The following is an 18136-nucleotide window of genomic DNA, read 5'->3' as shown; positions in this document are numbered from 1 at the left end:
AAACGTTGTTAATTGCGCCGCAAAACGTTGAACTCAGCACATCGCTGCAAGTCGTCGCCATCGACAAACACTTCCAATGGCTGCCGGTGAAATACGGCCCATACAAACGTGCGGCCAGCGTACCGTTGATCAAGTAAAGTACGGCGCTATCGCACCCGACTGAACACGACTTCTCAAGCAAGGAACACGAGCCCATGAACCGTAACGATCTGCGTCGCGTCGACATGAACCTGCTGGTGATTTTCGAAGCGCTGATGTTCGAAAAGAACCTGACCCGCGTCGCCGAAAAACTGTTCATGGGCCAACCGGCGGTCAGTGCCGCGCTGGGTCGTTTGCGCGACCTGTTCGATGATCCTTTGCTGCTGCGCAACGGTCGCAGCATGGAGCCGACCGCCCGCGCGCTGGCGATTCTGCAGGAGCTGCAACCGGCGATGGACGTGATCTCCGGCGCGGTCAGCCGGGCCAAGGAGTTCGACCCGGCGAGCAGTTGCGACGTGTTCCGCATCGGCCTGTCGGACGACGCCGAGTTCGGTCTGTTTCCGCCGCTGCTGCGACAGCTTCAGCAGGAAGCACCGGGGATTGTCGTGGTGGTGCGCCGTGCCAATTATCTCTTGATGCCGGCGCTGCTGGCGTCCGGGGAAATCTCGGTCGGCGTCAGTTACACCACTGATCTGCCGGCCAACGCCAAGCGCAAGAAACTGCGCGACATTCCCTGCAAGGTGCTACGCGGCGACGACCGCCCCGGGCCGCTGACGCTGGACGAATATTGCGAGCGCCCGCACGCGATGGTCTCGTTCTCCGGTGACTTGAGCGGCAACATCGACCTGGACCTGGCCAAGGTTGGCCGGCGTCGGCGCGTGGTGCTCGGCGTGCCGCAGTTCAGCGGTTTGCGCGCGTTGCTCGCCGGCACCGAAATGATTGCCACCGTGCCGGACTATGCCGCGTGTGCGCTGGTCGAAGGTTGCGCGTTGCGCGCTGAAGATCCACCGTTCCCGATCGACGCCGCACAGCTGTCGATGGCCTGGAGCGGGGTACACGACAACGACCCGGCCGAGCGCTGGCTGCGCTCGCGGATCAGCCAGTTCATGGCGGCGCCGCTGGATATCCCGCCTGCCTGACGCGCCAAGTTTCCCTGTGGGAGCGGGCTTGCTCGCGAAAACGGTATGTCATTCAACAATGATGCTGGCTGACCGGACGCCACTGTCGGATCGCCGCCCGCACCAGGCTCGCTCGCACAGGAATCCGACTCGCCTGAAAGAGAGCACATCCATTCAATTTTCCCTCGCCCGCACCGAGCATGATTCAACCCGATAAGGATTTAAGGGTAGGGTCATGAGCGCATCACAACACGATGAACAGGCACAGGATATCGGTCTGCTGTTTCTGCGGGTCAGCGGCGGGCTGTTCCTGCTGTGGGTCCACGGTTTGCCCAAGCTGCTGGACTTCAACGCGCAATTGCAGCAGATCGAAGATCCGTTCCACCTCGGCGCGCACCTCACACTCTGCCTGGCGATTTTCGCTGAAGTCCTCTGTCCGCTACTGATCGTCGCCGGGGTGCTGGCGCGATTGGCCTGCTTGCCTATTCTTTTTGTTCTGCTGGTGGCGCTGCTGGTCGTGCATCCGCAATGGAGTGTGGCCGAGGGGCAATTCGGTTGGTTGCTGTTGATCCTGTTCGCCACTGTGTTTATCGCCGGGCCGGGACGCCTGGCGCTCAATGTTCGTCTGCCCGGAGTGCTGCGTTATGCCTGAAGCCCTGAGTCCAAAAGCACCGGGGGTCGGTGAAACCGTGACCCTGATCGTCAAGCACCGGGTCAAGGCCGGGTTTGAACAGCCATACGAGGCGTGGTTGCGCAACATCGTCCGGGTCGCCGGGCAGCGCGACGGTCACCTCGGGGTCGACGTGGTGCGCGGCAAGTTGGCCGGTCTCGACACGTACACCTGCGTCCTGCGCTTTTCCTCCACCGAGGCCATGCAACTGTGGCTGGAGTCGCCGCAGCGTCAGGCGCTGGTGGATGAAGCGGCGCCGATGCTCGCCGATGGCGACCAGACCGAAGTCGCACCGGTCAACGAATTCTGGTTCGCGCCGCTGGCCGATGCCGCGAAGCCGCCGCCGCGCTGGAAGCAAGCGGTGATCACCCTGCTGGTGATTCTGCCGCACACGCTGCTGGTGCCGCTGATCTGGGGGCCGCTGCTCAAGCTGCATCCGCTGCTTTCCAACTACGTGGTCGCCACGTTCCTGATCACCCTGACCATCGTCCTGTCGGTGGTGTACGTGTTCATGCCCCGCGTGACCCGGTTGTTCGCGCCGTGGCTGGAAGCCGGTCAGGCCCATGCTCACGTCGAGCCGGCGAAACAGCCGTCACGCTGACACCCATTCATCTACTCGAAAGGAACTGCGATGAACGCCGATCTGATTCTGTTCAATGGCCAATTTCATACCGTAGACCGCAGCAAGCCGCTGGCCAGTGCCGTGGCGATCAAGGACGGCCGCTTTGTCGTCGTTGGCAACGACACCCAAGCCATGGCCCTGCGTGGTTCGGCCACGCAAGTGATCGACATGCACGGGCGCTGCGTGATCCCCGGTCTCAACGACTCGCACCTGCACCTGATCCGTGGCGGCCTCAACTACAACCTCGAACTGCGTTGGGAAGGCGTGCAGTCGCTGGCCGATGCACTGCGCATGCTCAAGGAGCAGGCCGACCGTACGCCGACTCCGCAATGGGTGCGTGTGGTCGGTGGCTGGAACGAATTCCAGTTCGCCGAAAAACGCATGCCGACTCTTGAAGAGCTCAATCAGGCCGCGCCAGACACCCCGGTGTTCGTCCTGCACCTGTACGACCGCGCGCTGCTCAACCGCGCCGCACTGCGCGTCGCCGGTTACACCCGCGACACGCCGAACCCGCCGGGCGGCGAGATCGTCCGTGATGCCAACGGCAACCCGACCGGCATGCTGGTGGCAAAACCCAACGCGATGATTCTGTACTCGACGCTGGCCAAGGGGCCGAAGCTGCCGCTGGACTATCAGGTCAACTCGACCCGGCAGTTCATGCGCGAACTCAATCGCCTCGGCCTGACCAGCGCGATCGATGCCGGCGGTGGTTTCCAGAACTATCCCGACGACTATCAGGTGATCGAGCAACTGGCCAAGGACGACCAGTTGACCGTGCGCATCGCCTACAACCTGTTCACCCAGAAGCCCAAAGAAGAGCTGACTGATTTCCAGAACTGGACCGGCAGCGTCAAGTTGCACCAGGGCGACGATTACCTGCGGCACAACGGCGCCGGCGAGATGCTGGTGTTCTCCGCGGCCGACTTCGAAGACTTCCTCGAACCGCGCCCGGACCTGCCGCAGACCATGGAGCAGGAGCTGGAACCGGTGGTGCGCCATCTGGTCGAGCAGCGCTGGCCGTTCCGTTTGCACGCCACGTACAACGAATCGATCAGCCGCATGCTCGACGTGTTCGAGAAGGTCAATCGCGACATTCCGTTCAATGGCTTGCCGTGGTTCTTCGACCACGCTGAAACCATCACCCCGCAGAACATCGAGCGGGTGCGGGCGCTGGGCGGCGGCATCGCGATTCAGGATCGCATGGCGTTCCAGGGCGAATACTTCGTTGACCGTTACGGCGCGAAAGCCGCCGAAGCCACGCCGCCGATCAAACGCATGCTCGCCGAAGGCATACCGGTCGGCGCCGGCACCGATGCCACGCGGGTTTCCAGCTACAACCCGTGGACATCTCTGTACTGGATGGTCAGCGGTCGCACCGTCGGCGGTTTGGCCCTGTACGAAGAAGGTCTGCCACGCACTACCGCACTGGAACTGTTCACCCACGGCAGCGCCTGGTTCTCGTCGGAGCAGGGCAAGAAGGGCCAGATCAAGGTCGGGCAACTGGCGGATCTGGCGGCGCTGAGCGCGGACTTCTTCCACGTCGAAGAAGAAGCGATCAAGTGGATCGAGTCGGTGCTGACCGTGGTCGGCGGCAAGATCGTTTACGCCGCCGGCGATTTCGAAGACCTCGGCCCACGCTCGATCCCCGTGCTGCCGGACTGGTCGCCGGTGGTCAAGGTGCCGGGCCACTGGCGCCCGAACTCGCCTTTGCAGGCGCAAGTGCACCAGTGCGTCGGTGCCTGCGCAGTGCACGCGCACAGCCATGAAAAGGCTCGACTGTCGAACGCACCAGTCAGCGACTTTGCCGGTTTCTGGGGCGCGTTCGGCTGTTCCTGTTTCGCTTTCTGATCACTACAAAAAAGCGCCGGCCATCCGGTCGGCGCCTCACGCAACAACCATCCACCGAGGAGTTTCCCATGAGCGTTCCCTACAAGCGTCTGAACAAAGATGATGCGGTCGTGCTGCTGGTCGACCACCAGACCGGTCTGATCTCGCTGGTACAGGATTTCACCCCCAACGAGTTCAAGAACAACGTGCTGGCACTGGGCGACATCGCCAAGTTCTTCAAGCTGCCGACCATCCTCACCACCAGCTTCGACGCCGGCCCGAACGGTCCGATCGTGCCTGAGCTGCGCGAGCAATTCCCCGATGCACCGTTCATTCAGCGCCCTGGCCAGATCAATGCCTGGGACAACGAAGACTTCGTCAAGGCGATCAAGGCCACCGGCCGCAAGCAACTGATCATCGCCGGTGTGGTGACGGACGTTTGCGTGGCATTCCCGACCCTGTCGGCCATTGCTGAAGGCTTCGAAGTGTTCGTGGTCACCGATTCTTCCGGCACCTTCAACACCACCGTGCAACAAGCCGCGTGGGCGCGCATGTCGGCCGCCGGTGCACACCTGCTGAACTGGTTCTCGGTAGCGTGCGAGCTGCAAGGTGACTGGCGCAACGACATGGAAGGCCTGGCGCATCTGCTGTCCGAACGCCTGCCGAACTATCGCAACCTGATCAACAGCTATACCAAGTTCACGGCCAAGTGATGCCTGAAGCCCCTCACCCTAGCCCTCTCCCAGAGGGAGAGGGGACCGACCGAGGGGTTTGTTCGCGATACGCCGACCTGCAATACCGAGCCGATCTCCGAAATTGAAGTACACGGAGATCGGCTCCCTTTCCCCCTCGCCCCCTTGGGGGAGAGGGTTGGGGTGAGGGGGGCTCTTGATCTTGCTCTCGCATCAGCGCTTTTGCAGCCAACCCAAAAAACCACCCTTGCGCACCGCCACCGGTTTGGCCATCAACGCCAGCCGGCTGTTCTGCTGTCGCACCGCCTGCAATTTGTTCAGCGCCTGGCCGACTTCGCTGCGCTGCTCCATGCATTGGCGGGTCAGCGCTTTGTCGAGGCGATAGATGATGCTCGACGTCAGCGCGGTGAACGTCGCTTGCGACGGGGTATCGGCGAGGATGCTCTGTTCGCCCATGACCTCGCTCGGCCCCATGCGTCCGGCTTCGGTCTGGCCGTTGCCGTCGGGCACGGTCGCACTGACCACCCCGGTGGCGATGACAAACAGACTGTCGGGCACTTCATCCAGCCCCAGCACCACCTGACCGGCCGCGTATTGCTGCGCGACCATCGATTCGGCGAGGCGATCACGTTCCTCATGGCTCAGCGAGCGGAAAACTTTCACTTCATCGAGCAACGCCCGGGCGCGGGTCGAGGGCTCGATCACGCCATCGGGATGGCGGGAAATACCTGCGGCTTCGAGATGCCGATGGGCGAGGTCGAACAGTTGATTGCGCACTTCGCCTTTCTTGCTCAGTTCACTGATGAAGCCGCTGGCGACGTACTCCGACATCTCCTCGCCGGCCTCTTTCAACACGGCTTTGGGCGGCGGATTGAGCAGCAGACTGCTGCTGCCCTGCAGCGTGCGGTCGAGGGCGTCGAGCACCCGCCGTGGGCGAATGTGATTCGGCACCTTGATGCTGATCGACACCCCGTGCAAGTTGGTCGGGCGACTCAGATTGACGATCTTCGCCTTGGCCGCCATCGAGTTCGGCACCACGGCCAGGGTTCCGCTGCTGGTCAACAGATGCGTGGCGCGCCAGTCGATGTCGAGCACCTTGCCCTCGACACCGTCGATCACCACGAAATCGTCCACCTGATACGGCTTGGTGGTGTTGAGCACGATCCCCGAGAACACGTCGCTCAAGGTGCTTTGCAATGCCAGACCAACGACGATCGCCACTACCCCGGAAGTCGCCAGCAAGCCCTTGACCGGCAGTTCCAGCACATAGCCGGCGGCCGCGACGATCGCCGCCAGAAACACCAGCGCGCCGATCACGTCCTGCAACAGCCGACCGCTGTGGCCGATGCGCCGCATCAGTGCCAGACCGATCACCTCGGTGAGCACCCGCGCGGCGTACAGCCACCAGACAATTGCCAGCGCGGTCGCGCCCAGTTGCATCACCCGGTCATCGGCGAACAGCGGCGCCTGCAACGGGCTGATCTCGGCGTTGATGATCAGTGCGCTGAACGCCAGAAACAGCGCCAGGCGAATGCCGACTCTCGGTGCGCGGTGCTTGAACGGCGCGAGGTGCCAGAGCAGCGCATCGAGCAGCAGCAGGGCGGCGCTCCAGGACAGTGGATGGGTGAGGAGGATGGACATGGCGATCTCCGGAACTGCATGAACGTTGGTGTTGAAGAGGCTTTTGTGGTGAGGGGATTCATCCCCGATGGACTGCGCAGCAGTCCCCTGCCTTTCTGGTTAGCGGCGGGGTCGCTTCGCAACCCATCGGGGATGAATCCCCTCACCACAAGGGTTCCTGCAGACAAAAAACTCGCCACACCGTCAGGTGTGGCGAGGGAGGGGGCTTAGTTCAGATGTGTTTTCAGCTCAGCCGCGGCCTGGCGCACGGCCGCTTTCACTTCGGGAATCTGGCTCAGCGGATTGAGCAAGCCAAAGTCATGAATCATCCCGTTGTAACGCACCGACGTCACCGGCACACCGGCCGCATCCAGATGCCGCGCATAGCCTTCGCCTTCATCACGCAACACATCGAACTCGGCGGTCTGCACCAGCGCGGCGGGCAGGCCCTTGAGCTGTTCGCTGCTGGCGTTCAGTGGCGAGGCGTGGATCTGTGCGCGCTCGGCCGGGTTGGTGGTGTAGTTGTCCCAGAACCATTGCATCATGCCCTTGGTGAGGAAGTGGCCCTCGGCGAATTGCTGGTACGAGCCGTCGTCGAACTGCGCGTTGGTCACCGGCCACATCAGCAGTTGGAAGCGCAGGGCCGGGCTCTGCTTTTCTTTGGCCATCAGCGCCACGACCGCTGCCATGTTGCCGCCGACGCTGTTGCCGGCCACCGCCAGACGCTTGCCGTCGACCCCGATCTGCTTGCCGTTTTTCGCGACCCATTGGGTCGCGGCGTAAGCCTGATTGATCGCTGTCGGGTACTGCGCTTCCGGCGACGGCGTGTAATCGACGTACACCGCGACCGCTCCAGAACCGACCACCAGATCGCGAATCAAGCGTTGGTGCGTCGGGTAATCGCCCAACACCCAACCGCCGCCGTGGAAGAACATGAACACCGGCAATTCACCTTTGACCTTGGCCGGACGCACCACTTTGAGGTTGATCGTCTGGCCATCGACCTTGATTGTCTTGTCACTGACTTCAACTCCGGACAGATCAACCTTCACCGAGGCCTGAGCGCCGGTCAGCACTGCACGGGCATCCTTCGGGCTGAGTTGCTCCAGCGGTTTGCCGCCGCCGGCGGCGAGGGCTTCGAGAAACGCCTGGGTGTTGTGTTCGACACCCGGGCTGCCGGCGGCGAACGCGTTGCCGATGGACAGGGCGAGGAGGGATGCGGTCAGGGTTTTTTTGATGTTCATGCTCAATTCCATTTTCGAAAGTTATTGGTGTTGTGTCGGGCTGTTTTCAAACCGTGAGCACAGATTAATGAGCTGTCGAAAAGTGAAAAAGCGGCTATAAAGCGTTTGACTGTCTACCAGAGAGTGACAATGAACCCGTTCGAAGACATGCGTATTTTTTGCCAGGTCATGGACTCCGGCAGTTTCACTGCTGCGGCCGATCAGTTGGGCCTGTCCAAGCAGTTCGTCAGCCGCCGTTTGATGCAGCTCGAAGAGCGCCTCGGCGTGCGGCTGTTGAACCGCTCGACCCGGCGCCTCGATGTCACGCCACTGGGCCAGAGTTATTACGAGTCGGCGCTGCGCCTGCTGGGCGAAGTCGAACAGGTCGAGCAGGGCATCGCCGGGCAGACCGCCGAGCCGCGGGGGACGATTCGCATCAGTGCGCCGCTGTCGTTCGCTGTGGCGCATCTGGGCTGTTTGCTGCCGCTGTTCCTGCAGCGCTATCGCGAGGTCACCGTGGAAGTGGACTTGAGCGACCGTCCGGTGGACCTGCTCGGCGAAGGCTACGACCTGGCGCTGCGCATCGGCGTGCTGGAAGACTCGACGCTGATCGCCCGGCGCATTGCCTCCATCGAACGGGTGTACTGCGCCAGCCCGGCGTATCTGGCCGAACGCGGTACGCCGCTCAACCCCGAAGACCTGCACGGCCACGACTGCCTGCCGTACGGCCACGGTCGTTCGGTGCAGTGGCGGTTCAATGCGGGGCAGGGCAAGCCGCTGCTGGTGAATGTCACCGGGCGCATGCGCGTGAACAACGGCGAGTTGCTCAGGGACGCGGCGGTGCAGGGGATGGGGATTACCTATCTGCCGACGTTCATTGTCGGCGCGGCGCTGCAGGATGGGCGACTGGTGCCGGTGCTCGACGACTACCGCACCGAACCGCTGACGTTATCGGCGGTGTACCCGCAGCATCGCCAGGCTTCGCGTCCGGTGCAGGCGTTGGTCGAGTTTTTGCGTGAACGGTTGAATGAGAGCCACGTCGCCCTCTGAACCCTGCAGTGGATTTTTCAAACACTGCAAAATCCTGTGGGAGCTGGCTTGCCAGCGATGGCGGTGTGTCAGGCAATATAGCTTTGCCCGACCGGGCCTCATCGCTGGCAAGCCAGCTCCCACAAGGATTGTGGTGTTTCAGGATGGATCAGTTGGCGCGTTTGTCATCGCCCGGCTCACCGCCGACATGAACGCCGCGATCATCGCCGGCTTCAGCCGCTGCATGCGCGCCACGATCATCACCGACTTCACCGGCACGGTGGACTCCGTGGTCATCACCGACTTCGCCAGCGCGATGGACGCCATGGTCATCCCCCGCTTCGGCGTGCGTGCCATTGCGGCCGGATGAGGTGCTGTCGCCCGAGTGTCCGGAGCCGTGGTCGCTGCCGCTGTGGCCACTGTTGCCGCCGCCATGACTGCCACCGCCACCGTTGCCACCGCCGCTACCACCGCCGCCGCTTCCACCACCGCCACCCCCGCCACCCCCGCCGCCGTTGCCGCCATGACCACCGCCACCCCCGCCGCCGTTGCCGCCATGACCACCACCACCACCACCACCACCACCGCCGCTACCACCACCGCTTCCCCCATCCTTGGCATGAGCACTGGATACCCCGGACAAACTGTCCGGAATCAGCACCGTAGACGCTGACAGAACTGCGCCGATGGCCATTGCGAGCACGAGCTTTTTAATGTGCATATCGTTCTCCGTCTTTGTGGTTGTGTTTGGGAACGTACAAGTGCGTGGTTGCAGGGCGCCGACCCGTTCCCGTGGTCAGTGAATACTCGAAGCGAGTTCGAAAATCGGGATGTACATCAGGATCACGATGACCCCGATGAGCAGGCCGATGAAGGTCATCAGCAGCGGTTCGAACAACTTCACGAACCACTCCAGCCAGCGGCTGATTTCCTCGTCGTAGAAATCGGCGCTGCGCTCCATCATCTGTCCGAGGTTGCCGGACTGCTCGCCCGCGCGCAGCAGGCGCAAGGACACCGGCGTCACCAGGTGATTGAGTTCCAGCGCGGTAGACAATGACTGCCCCTCGCGCACCCGCTCGCAAGCCTGATCCAGGCGCACCCGCGACGCCACGGTGAGCAAGCCGCGTACCATGCTCATGGCGGTCACCAGCGGAATCCCGCCCTGCAGCAGGATCCCCAGCGAGCGATAAAACCGCGCCAGTTCATACATGAAAATCCGTTGATGCACGGCTGGCAGTTTCTCCACCAGCCGATCCAGCCCACGGCGAAACGCCGGTTGCTTCTGCAGCACGGCGAGGGCAATGACCAGCGCCGCCAGCCCGCCGAAAAACTCAGCCTGATGCGCATGCAAAAACATGCCGCTGCTCATCAGCACCTGCGACAGCCACGGCAGGTTATTCCCCAGCCCTTCGAACACCAGGCTGAAACGCGGCACCACGTAACCCATCAAGAACAGCACCACGCCACCGCCGACGATCAGCAACAGCATGGGATAGATCGAGGCACTGATGATCTTCTGCCGTACCTCGTCCATGCGCTGGCGATAACTGACATAGCGGCCCAGTGCATCGCCGACCGCGCCGGTCTTCTCGCTGGACTGTACCAGTGCCACGTACAGCGGCGGGAACACTGCCGACAACTGGCCCAACGCCTGCGAGAAGGATTTGCCCTCGTACAGCAGGCGCACCAGCTCGCTCAAGGTTTTGCGGGCAGCGGGGGCGGTTTCTTTCTCTGCGAGGCTTTCCAGCGCATCGATCAACGGCAGGCCGGCATTGAGCAAGGTGGTCAGTTCCTGGCTGAACAACACCAGATTGAAGGTCTCGCGCTGACGCAGTTTCAGCGAACGCCAATGCTTGTCGGCGTGCGAGCTGAGCACACGCAAACCCTGATCCTCGGCAATGCGCCGCGCTTCGCTGTCGCCTGGTGCTTCCACGCTCAAGGACACCACGCCCGCTTTGCCGACTGCCTTCAAATGAAATCGCATGGACCGCGCTCCGTTCACTGCCAATTGGTCACTTCGGCGTTTTCACCTTCGCCGCCGGGCTGGCCGTCCTTGCCCATCGAGAGCAAGTCGTACTCGCTGTTTTCACCGGGATAGCGGTAGGTGTAATTACGTCCCCACGGATCCTGCGGCAGCTTTTTCTGCAAGTACGGGCCGGTCCATTTCGCTTCGTCACTCGGTGCGGTGACCAAGGCCTGCAAGCCCTGCTCGGTGGACGGGTAGTGACCGACCTCCAGTCGATAGATATCCAGCGCCTTGCTCAACCCTTCGATCTGCGCCTTGGCCACTTTCACTTCGGAGCGACCGAGTTGGGCGAAGTATTTCGGCGCGACGATCCCGGCCAACAGGCCGAGTACCACTAGCACCACGAGCAATTCGAGCAGGGTAAAACCGCGTTGGCCACGCGGACGAAATTGCAGCTTCATGATGACCTCCCGTGAGTGGCAGCCGTGTCGCCAGGAGGGCTTATGCAATTGCCATGCTCAGTCCCCACTGAAAACTACCGACTAGGCTGCAACCCTTGTAATCCGGGCGTTTCGAGAGTCGGCACAGTGCTTGCGTATGGCTCAAGCGTGATCGGCCATTGGGGCATTTCCCCCAATTTATCGGGGTCGATCCGGGGAGGCCCGACATGAAATTCCTTGCCAGCGGATTGCTCGGTTGTGTGCTGCTCAGCGGCGCCGCGCAGGCCGATGTATTCATCTCGGTGGACGCCAAGGGCAGCTATGTGCTGTCCAACGTTCACCGACCCGGACGCACCTACGAACGGGTAATTCACGAGGCTGACGCCGCAGTGGCCAGCCTTGATCAGCAGCCGCAAATGATCGCCAACCAGCCTTACGCGGAACTGGTGTCGGCGGCGGCCAAGGTCAATCAATTACCCGAAGCGCTGTTGCACGCGGTGATCAACGCAGAATCCCACTACAACCCCGGCGCGACCTCAGCCAAAGGCGCGGGCGGGCTCATGCAGTTGATGCCCGACACCGCGCGGGAAATGGGCGTGACCGACGTCTACGACCCCAAGGCCAACATCCAGGGCGGGGCCAAATACCTCAAGCGCCTGATGACCTTGTTCGACAACGACATCGCCCTCGCCGTGGCGGCTTACAACGCCGGCCCCGACGCAGTGCTCAGCCGTGGCCGGGTGATTCCGCCGTTCGCTGAAACCCAGCGATATGTGCCGAACGTATTGCGTCAGTACCGGCGTTTGCAGGGCCTGGCCATGGATGCGCCGTTGTGAGCTCAACCCGGTTTTCCCCACATTCGGGGCAAGCCGCAGAGGCCCGAAAAGTGGGGGAAACGGGTGGGGAATATCCCCCGGATTCTCAAGTGCTCGCGGTAACTGATTGAACACTAATGAGATTTTTTGTGGCACGCGGATTGCTCCAAGGCATTTGTCGAGAAGTGTTCGCAAGAGCACCCACTACGAGGTTACTGATCATGGTTGGCATTCATCACGCTCCGTCTCTGTTCAACTGGCTGCTGATTCTGGCCTCGATGCTCAGCGTCGAGCTGGCCGGCGCAGCCGTACGTTGCGAGCGCAACCTGGTGGCCAACGTCGTCGCCTTCGATCAACCGCTGATGTTCAACCGCCTCGGTGCGCAGAACATCAACGGCATGATGTACGCCCTGCGCCGCGATGTGGTCGATGAACATGAGCAGTCGCTGGCTTACGGTGGCGCTGCGGTGCCGGGCAAAGTCTCGCTGCGCCCGGACAAGCGTCCACGGCCGTTGGTGTTGCGCGTGGCCGCCGGCGATTGCCTGACGATCAATCTGCAGAACCTGCTCGACTATCAGGCCAACCCGAACAAGCACTTTGAAAACGAGGGCGAGGAGGAGGGCGCCAACGCCAACGGCGCGGAGGATTTCAAAGTCGACGAGCAGGTGGCTGATCGGCACGTCGGTTTCCAGGTCAACGGCCTGCAAGCGGTGAACAGCATCGATGACATTTCCTCGTTCACCGGGCGTAACGCCAACAGTCTGGTGCCACCGGGCGCGAGCCGTTCCTACACCTTGTTCGCCGAGCGTGAAGGCGCGTTTGCCGTCAGCAGCCGTGGCGCGACGTTTGGCGGCGAGGGCGCGGCTGGCAACGTTGCCAACGGACTGTTCGGCCAGGTCGTCGTCGTGCCCAAGGGCGGTCGCAGCTATCGCAACACCCTCACCGAAGAAGAAATGCGCCTGGCCACCACCGGCCGCGCACCCACCGGCCAACCCATCGTCGATTACCAGGCGCGCTACCCGCAGCGCGAACCGTGGCTGCGCGAAGGCAAGGCCGGCACGCCGATCATCAACATGGTCGATGGCAGTGAAATCATTTCCAGCGAAAGCGATGCGATCGTCATGGGCAGCAACGCCGACGGCAGTTTCCCGTCCAGCACCTATCCGCTGGAGTCGATGGGCAAACGTAACCCGGCGATCCCCAACCGGTTGGAACCGTTCCGCGATTTTGCCTCGCAGTTCCAGGACGAAACCGCCGCCACCCAAGCATTCCCCGCGTACTGGGCCGATCCGGTGATGGCCCATGTGCTGGAGCCGACCCGCGACTCGTTCATGATCAACTATGGCTCCGGCGGCATGGGCGCCGAAGTGGTCGCCAACCGTTTGGGCGTTGGGCCGATGCACGACTGCCTGTCGTGTGCCTACGAAGAATTCTTCCTCAGCTCGCACACCGTCGGTGATGTGGCGATGCTGGTGGATGTGCCGGCCAACACCGGGCTTGAGAACATCGCCCCGGGCCAGACACCGCGCGCCGATCAGATCGGTGTGAAAGCGACCATGGCCCTGTATCCGTCGGAGCCGTCGAACGTCAACCACAGCTACATCGGTGACTTCGTCAAATTCCGCAATACCCACAATGGCCACGAACAGCACATCTTCCACCTGCACGGCCATCAGTGGCTGTTCAATCCCAACGACGACAACTCCGATTACGTCGACGCCCAAGGAATCGGGCCGGGCGCCGGTTATACCTATGAAATCGCCAACGGTGGTTCGGGCAACCGCAATCGCGTGGCCGGTGATGCGATCTATCACTGTCATTTCTATCCGCACTTCGCCCAAGGCATGTGGGCCATGTGGCGGGTGCACGATGTGTTCGAAGAAGGCACCCGCCTCGATGTTTCGCAGCAGGGCGCCGATGGCTATCACAGCGAACCGTTTGCCTTGCGCAGCGGCAAACCGGCGGCGGGTGCACGGGCCTTGCCCGATGGCGAAATCGTCGCCGGTACGCCCATTCCGGCCATCGTGCCGCTTCCGGGCAAAGCCATGGCGCCGATGCCCGGCAAAGTGGTGGTGGTGCCGAAAATCGGTGAAACCCTGGTCGCCGGTCATGATGACGACGATGAGGAAGAAGAGGGCGATGATGACGGTGAACACCATGGCGGTAACGCGGCCGGTCAAGCCATCGGCTCGCTGGCGCTGGTCGATCGCAGTGAAGCCAACCGCAATGCCGACGGCAGCCTGAAAAACCCCGGCTACCCGTTCTGGATCGGCGGCATGGAAAGCTCCGTGGGCCAGCGTCCGCCAACGCCGCCACTGGACATGCTCGACGCCGCCACCGCGCAATCGCTCAAGGCCAGCGGCAAAGCGCTGTGGGCCAACCTCGACCCGGCACAGTCCGGCGGTTGGGATGGCGGCTTGCAGCGGCACGCACTCGACGGTGTCGCGGCCGGTGGCGAGGCACACACCGTGACCACTTCGCTGGACTTCTCCAAGGAAGTCACCCGCGCCAAACCGATTTACCTGCCGGAAGAAGGCACCGAAGTCGAACAGGCCGCGATGGCCTTCCACGCGAAAAAGGATCACCCAAGCTATGCCTTGCTGCCCGGCAATCAAGTGGTGGCCAAGGCGTTCCGCACCAACGGTGCCTTGCCGATGGCGGGCGCGCCGTACTACGAGCCGTGCATGGACGATCGGCAAAAACGTCTGACCAGCAACGCCGGCAGCGGCGAGTTCGCCAGCGGTGAGCGCATCGACGGCATGTCCTTTGTCGGCGCCTCGAGCTTCACCGCCGACCGCCCACGGATCTACAAAGCCGCCAACATCCAGTTCGACGCGGTGTACAACAAAGTCGGTTATCACTTTCCGCAGGCGCGCATTCTCGCGCTGTGGGAAGACGCCTGGCCGGTGATCACCAAACAGCGTCCGCCAGAGCCGCTGGTGATGCGCATGAATACCTTCGATTGCGTGCAATACCAGCAAACCAACCTGGTGCCGGCCACCTACGAGATGGACGACTATCAGGTGCGCACGCCGACCGACGTGATCGGCCAGCACATTCATTTGCCGAAGTGGGATCTGACCTCGGCGGACGGCTCGTCCAACGGCTGGAATTACGAGGACGGCGTGCTCTCGCCTGGCGCCGTGCAGGAACGCATTCACGCGATTCGCGAGTTCAACCAGTGCGCCAGCACTGATCCGCGTGACGGCACTCAGGCCTGCCCGAAAGCCAGGAACCATCCGTTCTTCGGCCAGTACGGCCGGGCCGACTGGCTGGGTGCGCGCACGGCGATGCAGCGTTGGTTCGTCGATCCGGTGGTCAACGCCAAAGGCGTCGATCGCGGCCTCGGCACCATCTTCACCCACGACCACTTAGGCCCATCGACGCACCAGCAGATTGGTCTGTACGCCACCGTGTTGGCCGAACCGGCCGGTTCCACCTGGTTCCACGCCGAAACCGGCGAGCCTCTCTATAGCGGCGCGCGCCAGGACGGTGGGCCGACGTCATGGCAGGCGGTGATCAACACCGGCGACCTCGATGGCGATGGCAAGAACGACAGCTTCCGCGAGTTCTTCCTCGAATACAGCGACTTCCAGCACGCCTATGAAGCCGGCGTCTATGTGGGGGCCGGCCCTAACGGCGTGCCGAATGCGCAAGCGTTCCCGGCCACCGCCGACAGCTTCCGTTACGCGATCAATCCGCCAGTGCGCAACAACGCCAGCAATCTGCTTGAAGGGGTGCTGGAAGTGCAGGGCGGTCAGGTCCCGGGCTGCCCGAGCCGGCCATGTCCGCAGGCGATTTCGGTGGATGATCCGGGCATGTTCGTCGTCAACTATCGCAACGAACCGCTGGCCCTGCGCGTGTACGACCCGAACAAGGTCGGCCCGGACGGCAAGCGCGGCATGCAGGCTGACGGCCTCGGCGGTGATCTGGCGTTCGCCATGCAAAGCCGTACCGACCGGGCGATTCCGGCGATGAACCTGGCGCCGAATCTGCTCACCTCGGCGACCGGCCCCACCGGCGGCACCACGCTGTTTCCGCCGCACATCAACAAGGGCGGCGCAGAACCCGGTGATCCGTTCACGCCGATGCTGCGCACCTATACCGGCGACAACGTGCGGCTGCGGGTGCATGCCGGCGGCCATGAGGAAGAGCACAACGTCACCCTGCACGGCGTGAAATGGCTGCAGAGCGGTTCCGGTTTCGGCAATAGCTCCAACTCCGGCTGGCGCGCATCGCAGATGATCGGCATCTCCGAGCAGATGGGCTTCATTGCGCCGGTGTCGATGCTCTCCAGCGCCGCCGCGACCACGGGCGACTATCTCTACTCGATGGACGCTTCGATCGAAGGCTACTGGAGCGGTATCTGGGGCGTGATGCGCAACTACACCGCCAAGCGCAGTGATCTGTTCGCCATCCCCAACAACCCAAGCCCGGCGGGCATGCGCAACACCGTGGCGTTCGAGGGCAGTTGCCCACGGATCAGTGCCAATCCCAATGGCATCGGTACCCGGCCAACGGTGCAGCGCAACTATGAAGTGGTCGCGGCGCTGGCCAACGACATCCTCGGCAATGCGCTGGGCCTGACCATCGGCGATCCGCAAGGGCTCGGTCAGCATGTCGGCGGGCCGCTCAATCCGGCGGGCGGCACCCTGGTGCTGAACTCGCGCACGGTGAGCATTCCACAAGTTACCGTGACCGACCCGGAAGATGGCGAAACCATCACCATCGGTGGTCAGAGTGGGCCGTTGCATGATCCGACTGCGATCCTGTACGTGCGTAAATCCGATCTGGATCCGCTCAGCGGCAAGCTCAAACCCGGCATCCCGGTAGAACCACTGGTATTGCGTGCAGCGGCAGGAGACTGCATCAACATCACCCTGGAAAACCGTCTGCCGAGCGTGATGCCTGACCTGACCCAGACTGCCGTGATGCAAGGCATGGTCAAGCGTGATCGCAACAGCGGTCTGGGTTCGACCACGTTCAGTAACAACCTGATGCGGCCGTCCAGCCATGTCGGTCTGCACGCGCAACTGCTGGCCTACGACATCACCAAATCCGACGGCGCCAACGTCGGTGCCAACCCGATCCAGACCGTGCCACCGCGTGTTGGCAACAGCGGCGCGTACCCGACCCGGACCTATCAGTACTACGCCGGGCACCTGGAGCGTGAAGGCAAACCGGTGACACAACTGGGCCGCAGCGTCGACAACATCAACGCCACGGCGGTCGAGTTCGGCGGCTTGAACATCACCCCGGCGGACGTGATCAAGCAGCCGCAAAAAGGTCTTGGCGGAGCGATGAGCATCCTGCCGATCGGCGCTACCTGGGTTGACGATGCGCGCAAGGTCAACGCCACGGTCACCGCGCCTGGGCAAACCAGCTACCGCGACTTCGCGATGGTCTGGCACAAGGCGTTGAACACCCGTTGGGCCAATGGCCGGCCGGTGGAGGGGATTGCTGCTGAGGGCTTCGGCGTGCCGACTGATCCGCAGGACAACTCGAGCATGGCGATCAACTACAAGACCGAGCCGCTGTGGTATCGCTTCGGCCTCGCTCCGGACGCACCGTTCGGGCATGCCGACGGCGCGGGTTACGGCGACATGAGCAATGCGCACATGGCCTACAGCAACGCGTTGGTGGGCGGCGATCCGCAGACGCCGGTGCTGTATGCCAAACCCGGGCAGCCATTGCGTACGCACATTCTGATGCCAAGCGGTGGCAGTCGCGGCACCACGTTCCAGCTCGACGGGCATGTCTGGTCGGTGAACCCGTTCCAGGCCGAGAAAAGCGACACCGGGGGTTATCCGATGGGCTCGCCGGGCGTGGGCTCGGTGCGCTTCGGTTACAACCCGATGTCGATGTACATCGGTGCCCACGAAAGCATCCTGCCGGCCGCGCACTTCAGCTTCATGATCCCCAGCGCCGGCGGCAGCAATGCGATCCCTGGGGATTACCTGTTCCGCGATTACGCCGCTTACGGCAACACCTCCGGTTTGTGGGGATTGCTGCGCGTGACCAACGAACCGGAACCGGCGCCGCAGGGGCAGTAGGCAGAACGAAGAACCTTGTGGGAGCGAGCCTGCTCGCGAATGGGCCCGACTCGATTCTGGACGGTGCGGCAGATGACGCCTT

The 18136-nt window shown here is 62.7% G+C and carries 14 protein-coding genes; 9 read left to right on the top strand and 5 right to left on the bottom strand.

Features of this window, described 5'->3' with window-relative positions:
- Window positions 1–5 precede the first annotated feature (5 nt).
- The 6 genes from HDC30_RS29055 (at window position 6) to ycaC (ending at window position 4929) form a co-directional block, all read left to right on the top strand.
- Window positions 6–137, top strand: coding sequence for a hypothetical protein (locus tag HDC30_RS29055; RefSeq protein WP_260319884.1), 132 nt, complete (start codon window positions 6–8; stop codon window positions 135–137).
- A 57-nt stretch (window positions 138–194) separates the two neighbouring features.
- Entirely contained in the window at window positions 195–1118 is a 924-nt protein-coding gene (locus HDC30_RS03850; protein ID WP_096796195.1) for a LysR family transcriptional regulator, read from the top strand.
- Window positions 1119–1332: 214 nt separating this feature from the next.
- Window positions 1333–1749, top strand: coding sequence for a DoxX family protein (locus tag HDC30_RS03845; RefSeq protein ID WP_096796196.1), 417 nt, complete (start codon window positions 1333–1335; stop codon window positions 1747–1749).
- Entirely contained in the window at window positions 1742–2368 is a 627-nt protein-coding gene (locus tag HDC30_RS03840; protein ID WP_095136682.1) for an antibiotic biosynthesis monooxygenase, read from the top strand. The genes HDC30_RS03845 and HDC30_RS03840 overlap by 8 nt, the downstream gene beginning before the upstream one ends.
- Before the next feature lie 30 nt (window positions 2369–2398).
- Entirely contained in the window at window positions 2399–4237 is a 1839-nt protein-coding gene (locus tag HDC30_RS03835) for an amidohydrolase (RefSeq protein ID WP_183780922.1), read from the top strand.
- 68 nt (window positions 4238–4305) lie between these two features.
- Window positions 4306–4929: an isochorismate family cysteine hydrolase YcaC gene (gene ycaC, locus HDC30_RS03830; protein ID WP_007961287.1), complete on the top strand. Its 624-nt coding sequence runs from the start codon at window positions 4306–4308 to the stop codon at window positions 4927–4929.
- A gap of 192 nt (window positions 4930–5121) precedes the next feature.
- On the opposite strand, the gene HDC30_RS03825 is transcribed toward ycaC, so the two are convergent.
- Together HDC30_RS03825 and HDC30_RS03820 are read right to left on the bottom strand one after the other, a co-directional pair.
- Window positions 5122–6549, bottom strand: a complete 1428-nt coding sequence (locus tag HDC30_RS03825) for a mechanosensitive ion channel family protein (protein WP_183780919.1) — start codon at window positions 6547–6549, stop codon at window positions 5122–5124.
- 206 nt (window positions 6550–6755) lie between these two features.
- A complete protein-coding gene (locus HDC30_RS03820; protein WP_183780916.1) occupies window positions 6756–7772 on the bottom strand; it encodes an alpha/beta hydrolase in 1017 nt (338 codons plus the stop codon).
- Between the two features lie 129 nt (window positions 7773–7901).
- Here HDC30_RS03820 and HDC30_RS03815 point away from each other — a divergent pair, with 129 nt between their 5' ends.
- Window positions 7902–8801 carry a LysR family transcriptional regulator gene (locus HDC30_RS03815; protein WP_083368622.1) on the top strand — a complete coding sequence of 300 codons (900 nt, stop codon included), beginning with the start codon at window positions 7902–7904 and terminating at the stop codon, window positions 8799–8801.
- Window positions 8802–8949: 148 nt separating this feature from the next.
- On the opposite strand, the gene HDC30_RS29050 is transcribed toward HDC30_RS03815, so the two are convergent.
- The 3 genes from HDC30_RS29050 to gspG all read right to left on the bottom strand — a co-directional run bounded on the left by HDC30_RS29050 (window position 8950) and on the right by gspG (window position 11207).
- A complete protein-coding gene (locus HDC30_RS29050; RefSeq protein ID WP_311659014.1) occupies window positions 8950–9501 on the bottom strand; it encodes a hypothetical protein in 552 nt (183 codons plus the stop codon).
- Between the two features lie 75 nt (window positions 9502–9576).
- The gene (locus tag HDC30_RS03805; RefSeq protein ID WP_083368624.1) at window positions 9577–10764 is read right to left on the bottom strand and encodes a type II secretion system F family protein; all 1188 of its coding nucleotides are present in this window, start codon (window positions 10762–10764) and stop codon (window positions 9577–9579) included.
- Between the two features lie 14 nt (window positions 10765–10778).
- Complete coding sequence (gene gspG, locus HDC30_RS03800; RefSeq protein ID WP_064120121.1) at window positions 10779–11207, bottom strand: type II secretion system major pseudopilin GspG; 429 nt, start codon at window positions 11205–11207, stop codon at window positions 10779–10781.
- 206 nt (window positions 11208–11413) lie between these two features.
- On the opposite strand from gspG, the gene HDC30_RS03795 reads away from it, so the two are divergent.
- Complete coding sequence (locus HDC30_RS03795) at window positions 11414–12022, top strand: lytic transglycosylase domain-containing protein (protein ID WP_183780914.1); 609 nt, start codon at window positions 11414–11416, stop codon at window positions 12020–12022.
- Window positions 12023–12222: 200 nt separating this feature from the next.
- The gene (gene mnxG, locus HDC30_RS03790) at window positions 12223–18054 is read left to right on the top strand and encodes a manganese-oxidizing multicopper oxidase MnxG (RefSeq protein WP_183780911.1); all 5832 of its coding nucleotides are present in this window, start codon (window positions 12223–12225) and stop codon (window positions 18052–18054) included.
- Window positions 18055–18136 lie beyond the last annotated feature (82 nt).

Origin of the sequence: Pseudomonas sp. JAI115 (assembly GCF_014200835.1) — a bacterium.
Taxonomy (GTDB): Bacteria; Pseudomonadota; Gammaproteobacteria; order Pseudomonadales; family Pseudomonadaceae; genus Aquipseudomonas; species Aquipseudomonas putida_A.
Note: the sequence above shows the minus strand (reverse complement) of the source record. Positions and strands in the feature narration are given on the sequence as shown.